5 protein-coding genes are annotated in these 6,677 nt (G+C 39.4%); 3 read left to right on the top strand and 2 right to left on the bottom strand.

The genetic code is table 11. The annotated features are described in order from the left end of the window. Positions 1 to 522: 522 nt before the first annotated feature. From AC1M9J_RS10185 to AC1M9J_RS10195, 3 genes are all read left to right on the top strand, one after another. On the top strand, positions 523 to 3,348 hold the full coding sequence (locus AC1M9J_RS10185) for a ribonucleoside-diphosphate reductase subunit alpha (protein ID WP_481589064.1): 2,826 nt from the start codon (positions 523 to 525) through the stop codon (positions 3,346 to 3,348). A 493-nt stretch (positions 3,349 to 3,841) separates the two neighbouring features. Beyond that, positions 3,842 to 3,973: a preprotein translocase subunit YajC gene (locus tag AC1M9J_RS10190; protein WP_481587302.1), complete on the top strand. Its 132-nt coding sequence runs from the start codon at positions 3,842 to 3,844 to the stop codon at positions 3,971 to 3,973. A 146-nt stretch (positions 3,974 to 4,119) separates the two neighbouring features. Beyond that, complete coding sequence (locus AC1M9J_RS10195; RefSeq protein ID WP_035267248.1) at positions 4,120 to 5,403, top strand: ribonucleotide-diphosphate reductase subunit beta; 1,284 nt, start codon at positions 4,120 to 4,122, stop codon at positions 5,401 to 5,403. 123 nt (positions 5,404 to 5,526) lie between these two features. Here the strand turns inward: AC1M9J_RS10195 and AC1M9J_RS10200 are convergent, their stop codons facing one another. Next, the gene (locus tag AC1M9J_RS10200; protein WP_481952259.1) at positions 5,527 to 6,165 is read right to left on the bottom strand and encodes a hypothetical protein; all 639 of its coding nucleotides are present in this window, start codon (positions 6,163 to 6,165) and stop codon (positions 5,527 to 5,529) included. Between the two features lie 39 nt (positions 6,166 to 6,204). Further along, positions 6,205 to 6,677 (bottom strand): IS3 family transposase (locus tag AC1M9J_RS10205; protein WP_481952260.1); only part of this gene is annotated, 473 nt, incomplete at its 5' end.

Raw genomic sequence — 6,677 nt, forward strand, 5'->3', positions numbered from 1 at the left:
ACATTGTAAACAAGAGCCTGTTCACGAAACTGATACACGAGCGTAGTCTTTTGTTATCTTTTTATTAACTATTGATAAATAGATAGTTTTGCCAAGTCGATCAATATTTTTCAATCAACTTTAAACTTTCAAACACAAATCAATTTGATGATATTTTAAACAAAATATTTCAAAAAAATTATTTTCGAGAAGCAATTTGCACTTTCAGAGTTATCCACAAACTTATCTATAAGCACTCTAAAAAGTCTCTGTTATGCTTAGCACCCTGTGACGCTGACTACATAACAAAATGGCGGAACGTGGAAAAAGTATAGGGAAATTTGAGTGTTAAACTCAGAAAAAAAATTATCAAAATGTCAATATTGATCTACCCTGAAATTTACCGTATCTTGTGTCTTAATTTACATTAAACCACTAAGTCTTGTGTTTACCCTCAAATATCGCGATAGCTCATTTTTTGAGTTTGTATCCGATTCAAATGGTCCATAAGCATAAAAATGATGAGAATGGAGCGACGCTGAAATGAGCGCTAATACAACCCCTGGTCAACTTCAAGTGATTAAACGCACTGGTGATGTTGCCACTTTTGATGCAGATAAAATCTCTGTAGCAATTGGTAAAGCATTTTTGGCTGTTGAAGGTCAACCAAGTGCAGATTCGAGCAGAATTCATGATCGTATTACTCAGCTGACTGAGATGGTGATGAATACATTTAAGCGTCGTTTACCTTCTGGTGGCACGATTCATATTGAAGAAATTCAAGATCAAGTTGAATTAGCTTTAATGCGCACAGGTGAACAAAAAGTAGCGCGTGCATACGTGATCTATCGTGAACAACGTGCTGAAGCGCGTAAAGAGTTAGGTGCTCATCATCACCCTACTCTTCAGATCACAGGTCAAAATGGTCAGCTCCAACCATTAGATTTGAGTCGTTTACAAGCGAAGATTGAAAAAGCTAGCGAAGGCTTAGAAGGCATTGATGTTCAAGCGATCATCGATGAAACTGTAAAAAACCTATACAACGGTGTTAAAGCATCAGACATCTCTACAACGATGATGATGGCGACACGTACACGTATTGAACAAGAACCAAACTATACGTATGTCACTGCACGTTTATTGCGTGACAACTTAGTCGCAACCGGTCTTGAGTTTCTTGGTCTATCTAAAGACACGCTTGAAAATGATGCGCTTGAAACCTTCTTGAAAAAAGGTGTTGAGCTAGAGCTTCTTTCTCCAGAATTATTAAATTTTGATCTTGTAAAATTAGCGGCTGCGATTAAACCAGAACGCTCTAATCAATTTACATATTTAGGTCTTCAAACATTATTTGATCGTTACTTTATCCACTCTGATGGCGTACGTTTCGAATTACCACAATTATTCTTCATGCGTGTTTCTATGGGCTTGTCGCTCAATGAAGACAACCGTGAAGATCGTGCAATCGAATTCTATAACTTACTTTCTAGCTTCGATTACATGGCATCTACGCCGACTCTATTTAACTCAGGTACATTACGTCCTCAGTTATCAAGCTGTTATTTAACAACGATTGATGATGACTTGTTCGATATTTATGGCGCTATGCGTGATAACGCAATGTTGTCTAAATGGGCAGGCGGTTTAGGTAATGACTGGACACCAGTTCGTGCCTTGAACTCATACATCAAAGGTACTAACGGAAAATCGCAAGGTGTTGTTCCATTCCTTAAAGTAGCGAACGATACAGCCGTTGCAGTTAACCAAGGTGGTAAGCGTAAAGGTGCGGTATGTGCATATCTTGAAACTTGGCACTTGGATATCGAAGAATTCCTAGAGCTTCGTAAAAACACGGGTGATGACCGCCGTCGTACACACGATATGAACACTGCAAACTGGGTTCCAGATTTGTTCATGCAACGTGTATTTGAAGATGCTGAATGGACACTCTTCACCCCGTCTGAAACACCAGATCTTCACGATTTAACGGGTGCTGAATTCGCAGAACGTTATGCTTACTACGAAAGCATTGCGAAAGAAACAGACATGCTTCATAAGAAAGTCCGTGCGAAAGACTTATGGCGCAAAATGTTATCAATGTTATTTGAAACAGGTCACCCGTGGATCACATTCAAAGACGTATGTAACTTACGTTCACCGCAACAACACGTAGGTGTGGTGCACTCTTCTAACTTGTGTACTGAAATTACATTGAACACAAGCAAAGATGAAATTGCGGTATGTAACTTGGGTTCAATCAACCTTGTTCAACACGTTCAAGGTGGTCAATTAGACCGTGAGAAACTTGCTCGCACGATTAAAACTGCAGTTCGTATGCTCGATAACGTCATCGACATTAACTACTATGCAGTTCCACAAGCGCGTAATTCAAACTTGAAACACCGTCCAGTGGGTATGGGTATCATGGGCTTCCAAGATGCACTATACGAAATGAAGATTGCTTACGGTTCTGATGCTGCGGTTGAGTTTGCAGATGAGTCTATGGAAGTGATTTCTTACTACGCGATTCAAACTTCAAGCGATTTGGCGGTTGAACGTGGTACGTATGAAACATTTAAAGGTTCATTGTGGGATCAAGGTATTTTACCAATTGACTCTCTTGAGCTGGTTGCGAAATCTCGCCCAGAACGTATGTTTGAAGTCGATCGCACACAACGTTTGGATTGGGACACGTTACGTGCCAAAGTTCAAAAAGATGGTATGCGTAACTCGAACGTGATGGCAATTGCACCAACTGCAACCATTTCAAATATTTGTGGTGTATCTCAATCTATTGAGCCAACATTCCAAAACTTATATGTGAAATCGAACTTGTCTGGTGAGTTCACTGTCATCAACCCTTACCTCGTTCGTGCATTAAAAGAACGTGGTCTTTGGGATTCTGTAATGGTCAATGACCTGAAACATTTCGAAGGTTCAGTACAAAAAATTGCGCGTATTCCTGAAGAGTTAAAAGCAATTTTCGCGACAGCATTTGAAGTTGAAGCACGCTGGATTGTTGATGCTGCATCACGTCGTCAAAAATGGATCGACCAAGCACAATCTCTTAACCTTTACATCTCTGGTGCGAATGGTAAGAAATTGGACATCACGTATAAGATGGCATGGTTACGTGGTCTTAAGACGACTTATTACCTTCGTGCATTGGGTGCGACATCTGCTGAGAAATCTACGATTAACACAGGTGCATTAAACGCAGTTAAACCTGCGACAGTTGCAGCGCCAGTGGCAGCAGTTGCTCAAGAAGCTAAGCCTGAAGCAGCAGCGTCAGAAGAAGGCTTCGAGCAAGCAGCGCCAGTGCCAATGGCATGTTCAATTGACAATCCTGATTGCGAAGCTTGTCAGTAATCTGACAGGTTTTAAATCCTCCCCCTTGCAAGCTTTGCTTCTCACCTTTAATAAAGGAGGGAGATTCCTCGAAGCAAATGGCGGGATGCAAGTCCCCCTTTGCACAAGGGGGACTTAGGGGGATTAAAAAAATTTAGGCAATAAAAAAGCCCTCTACAGGCCGATCAAAACTCGTAGAAGGCTTTTCAATCTCGATGTGATATCAAAATGGTCACAAAGAGGCTGGCATAGCAATGCGAGATAGATTGTAGCACTGAAAACTATCTCGAGCCAGTACAAGTCATTTTCTTTGAGAAAGGAGGAATAGACTATGTCTAAGCGCGTGATTTATAAAAGTGCCATTGATGGTCGCTTCGTGACTAAAGCTTATGCTTTAGCTCATCCAAAAACGACGATTAAACAAATTCTTAAAACCAAGTAATTATTTTGAGAGTTTAACGTGGATTTCTAGATTATTCCGGAAGTCCACTATTTAGAAATGAAGGAAACCACCATGCACCATATGACGCATAACTATATGTTAGGACTTGCTGTATTGGTCTTTGCCTTTATTTTCTTTTACACGCCGATGGTCTATGCATTTTTAGCCATTCGCAAACAACAGAAGCGTAAGCAAAATAAGTAGTGCGGAAATTCAATCTACTCAAACGAACAAATTGAGTACATTCATCGGCAAAACTTAATTTTGCTTACACAATATAAGCGTATAGTAGGATGTCTCACGTTGAGATGTCTGAATAAAAAGATATAAGCAACGTAGAGAGAATTGATATGTCTATCCTCAGTTGGGACGATTTCGAAGATGATGAACCGAAACAAACTGCACAAGCACAGCAGTCTGCGCCCATCGAACCGCAAAAAGCGCCTAATCCACAAGTGGTATCTGATGCACGCAACGAACCGACGCGTGTGGCAGCTGCACAACCCGCTCGAACCAGTTCAAACGGAACAACAAATTCAGCCGATCCGTTGGCAAGAGCATCTAACGCCTTAGAACATTTGGACGTTGCTCCAGGTCTTGAAGAGTTAGAAATGGGCGCTCAACGTGTTCAAGTTGATGATAAAGCAATGATCAACTGTCGCGCTGACTTGAACCAACTTGTTCCATTCAAATACGAATGGGCTTGGCAAAAATATCTCGATGGTTGTGCAAACCACTGGATGCCACAAGAAGTTAACATGAACCACGATATCGCACTTTGGAAGTCAGAGGATGGCTTAACTGAAGATGAGCGTACCATCGTGATGCGTTCTTTAGGCTTCTTCTCTACTGCCGATTCGTTGGTTGCAAATAATTTGGTTCTTGCGATTTACCGACACATTACTAACCCTGAATGCCGTCAGTACATCTTGCGTCAATCATTTGAAGAAGCGATTCACACGCATGCTTATCAATACTGCATCGAATCTTTAGGTATGGATGAAGGCGAAGTCTTCAACATGTACCGCGAAGTTCCATCAGTTGCGCGTAAAGCTGCATGGGGCTTGAAGTACACTCAAGAATTGAGTGATCCAACATTCAAAACAGGCACCCCTGAAACAGATCAAATCTTGCTTCGCAACTTGATCGCATTCTACTGTGTTCTTGAAGGTATTTTCTTCTACTGTGGTTTCTCTCAAATCTTGTCAATGGGTCGTCGTAACAAGATGAATGGTGTTGCTGAGCAATTCCAGTACATCTTACGTGATGAGTCAATGCACTTGAACTTTGGTATCGATATGATTAACCAAATCAAGATTGAGAACCCACATTTGTGGACTGCTGAGTTCCAAGAAGAAATCATTCAAATGATTCTTGAAGGTACGATGCTTGAAATCGAATATGCACGTGACACAATGCCACGCGGTGTATTGGGTATGAATGCTGCAATGATGGAAGAATACTTGAAGTTCATCGCAAACCGTCGTTTAGCTCAATTAGGTTTACCTGAGCAATTCGCTGGTGTGAACAATCCATTCCAGTGGATGTCAGAAATGATGGACTTACGTAAAGAGAAGAATTTCTTCGAAACTCGCGTAACAGACTATCAAACTGGTGGTGCGTTAAGCTGGTAATAGATCACGTTAGATGACACAACCAGTGACATTTACGACACATCCAATGACATTCGGCGACACATCTGATGTCATTCCATAAAAATAGAGCCAAATGGCTCTATTTTTTCTGCATCACTCAGCTCAACTACATAAGCCAAGAAATTTTTCCCAGAATTTTTTTTCATTATCATTAAATTTTATAGAATTAAAATAATAAACCTCTTGTAAAAAAGCTACGCCAATTACTTCAATTAACTCATTGAAATCTTGAATATCACCAAATTTCATTGCATTTAAAATAACTGCTTCCTTTTCCATTACAATCTGATCACTGTTACCTATATATTCAAAAAACTTTTTTGCAAAAGACAGAAGCAGACTTTCATCTAGCATTGGTAAAATAGATAAACCTATTGGTATAAAATTGTTCAACCTTATTGTAATACCTGAACTTTCAGCATAATATTTTTCAAAGCAACGTACCTGAGTTTCTGCAACTAATGTCGCATCAGAAATTAACTCATAAGTATGTTTGTTAATCTTTATTTTTCTTTTTTCTATTAAATTAAATTCACTATTAAACCAAGGATCATCTTGAAATATAATGATAGATAATGGTTTATTCAGTTTTAGAGAATATTCTTTTATTAAATGTAATTCCAATTCCGTTAAAAAATCTAAAATTAAAAATTTAAAGACATTATTCTTTGCTAGTTCTTTTCTTGATAAATAATAAAAATCTAGTAATAACTCTACTTCATTTTCATTTCTATTATCCACTGAACCGTACTGGGTTTATCGGAGAGATTTTTATTTAAGTTAGGCCACCTGACCTAACGGATTAACCTTATCATAGTACATTGCTTCAAACTCAAATGGCGATACATAACCTAGAGCACTATGTACACGCTTTTTATTGAACCAATCCACCCAGTTTAATGTCGCAAGTTGTACATCTACTAAACCTTGCCAATCTGCTTTTAGATATTCAATCACTTCTGTTTTGTATAAGCCATTCACCGTTTCAGCCAAAGCATTATCGTATGAATCACCAGTCGTACCAACTGATGCTCGTAAATTTGCTGCTTCTAAACGATTGGTATAGCGAATGGAAAGATATTGCACACCTCTATCGGAATGATGAATCACGTGCTTTGGCATGCCTCGATCATGTAATGCTTGCTCCAATGCATCGAGCACTATATCTGTATTCATTCGTGTAGATACTTTCCATCCAACAATGGCTCGTGAGAACACATCAATAATAAAGGCGGTATACACCCAGCCTGAAT

The organism is Acinetobacter sp. ANC_7588 (assembly GCF_056783995.1).

Excerpts from the sequence above, each read along its gene's own strand:
- AC1M9J_RS10185 (WP_481589064.1), top strand. The coding sequence starts at position 523 with ATGAGCGCTAATACAACCCCTGGTCAACTTCAAGTGATTAAACGCACT.
- AC1M9J_RS10190 (WP_481587302.1), top strand. The coding sequence starts at position 3,842 with ATGCACCATATGACGCATAACTATATGTTAGGACTTGCTGTATTGGTC.
- AC1M9J_RS10195 (WP_035267248.1), top strand. The coding sequence starts at position 4,120 with ATGTCTATCCTCAGTTGGGACGATTTCGAAGATGATGAACCGAAACAA.